Raw genomic sequence first — 1,309 nt, 5'->3', positions numbered from 1 at the left:
GTATGTGTATAAGAGACAGGTCCAGGAGCCGCACTTGCCTTATTTGTGGGAGATTCTATGTTGCCCTGCAAGCGCTTTTAGGCAGTTCGAGGGATGTAATCCTCCCGCTTCTTCATCAGGGCAAAGGCGATCCTGGCCAGCTTGCGGGCCAGGATCACCAGCGCCTGGGTCTTCCTCAGGCCACGCGCCTGATACTGCTCGTACAACTGCTTCCAGTGGCCCTTGCGCGCGGCCGCCAGCGCGGCGTTGTGCAACAGGCGGCGTATCTCGGGATCGCCCTGCTTGGTCAGCTTGCGTCGGCCCGTGAAGGTCCCCGAGTCCTTGGCGCGTACATCCAGCCCCAGGAAGGCGATGAAGGCATCGGCGCTTTGAAACGCCCCGCGCTCGAAGGCCATGGTCAGGGCGGCGGCGGTCAGTCCGCCGATGCCCTCCACGCCCCGGCAGCGTTGCGCCTGCTCCAGCAGGCCGGCCGCCTTGAGCGTGTCGTGCAGGCGTTTCTCGATCAGCAACTCGATGCGCTTGATGCGCTCGATCAAGGGCTTGAACAATGATTTGAACTGCGGGTCCTCGCCCACGCTCTGCTTCAGCGCCGTGCGCGTCTTGACCAGCAGGGCGCGCCGCCGCAGCAGGCGCTGCAGGCTGGTGTAGGCCTTGGATGGCGGGTTCCAGGGGCGCAGCGAGTCGATTTCGCTGGCCAGGTAACGGGCCAGCAGGCGGGCATCGCAGGCGTCGGTCTTGGCGCGCCCACCGATACCCTTGCGGTAATGGGTGAGCCGGTAGCCATCAATGACATACACCCGGTGCCCCTGCCGGTATGCCATCTCGATGAGCAGCAGGTGGTAGGTGCTGGTGGCTTCGATGGCGATCAGGCAACGAGGCGGCAGGGTCTTCAGAAGCTGGGCACAGCCGGCCTTGTCGTTGGCATGGGTTTTCAGTTGATCCAGGTCCTGGCGATAGATCACCAGTTCCGCTTTGGCTACATCCACGCCGATGACAGTGGACGACGACGGCATTGCCATAGGGCGGCCCTCTCGACTAGGTTGACGATGTCTGTCGGGGCCTCACCCGGGTGCTGGCTTGCGCATATCGTCGGTCTTGAGTTGGGGCTCAAGCCTGATGGATTCCTTATCGGCCCTTGGTGAGTGGGGGCGGGACGATCTCTCCCACGGTCTGTACTTGCGTCAGATGCGAACTTGGTCCCTCATCCCCGACAGGCACAAACATACAAGCGGACTTGTCTGCGAGTTTCTAGCCGTGGCACCTGGCCGGGTCCTTGCGCTTTTACGTTCCTCAGCCGGCCGCAGCACCC

1 protein-coding gene is annotated in these 1,309 nt (G+C 62.9%); it reads right to left on the bottom strand.

The genetic code is table 11. From position 1 onward, the window contains the following. Nucleotides 1-77: 77 nt before the first annotated feature. A complete protein-coding gene (locus SF06_RS17045) occupies nucleotides 78-1,019 on the bottom strand; it encodes an IS110 family RNA-guided transposase (RefSeq protein WP_039562797.1) in 942 nt (313 codons plus the stop codon). Nucleotides 1,020-1,309 lie beyond the last annotated feature (290 nt).

Origin of the sequence: Pseudomonas flexibilis, assembly GCF_000802425.1 — a bacterium.
Taxonomy (GTDB): Bacteria; Pseudomonadota; Gammaproteobacteria; order Pseudomonadales; family Pseudomonadaceae; genus Serpens; species Serpens flexibilis.
The sequence above is the reverse complement of the archived record's forward strand: the minus strand, read 5'-3'. Positions and strand labels throughout refer to the sequence as shown.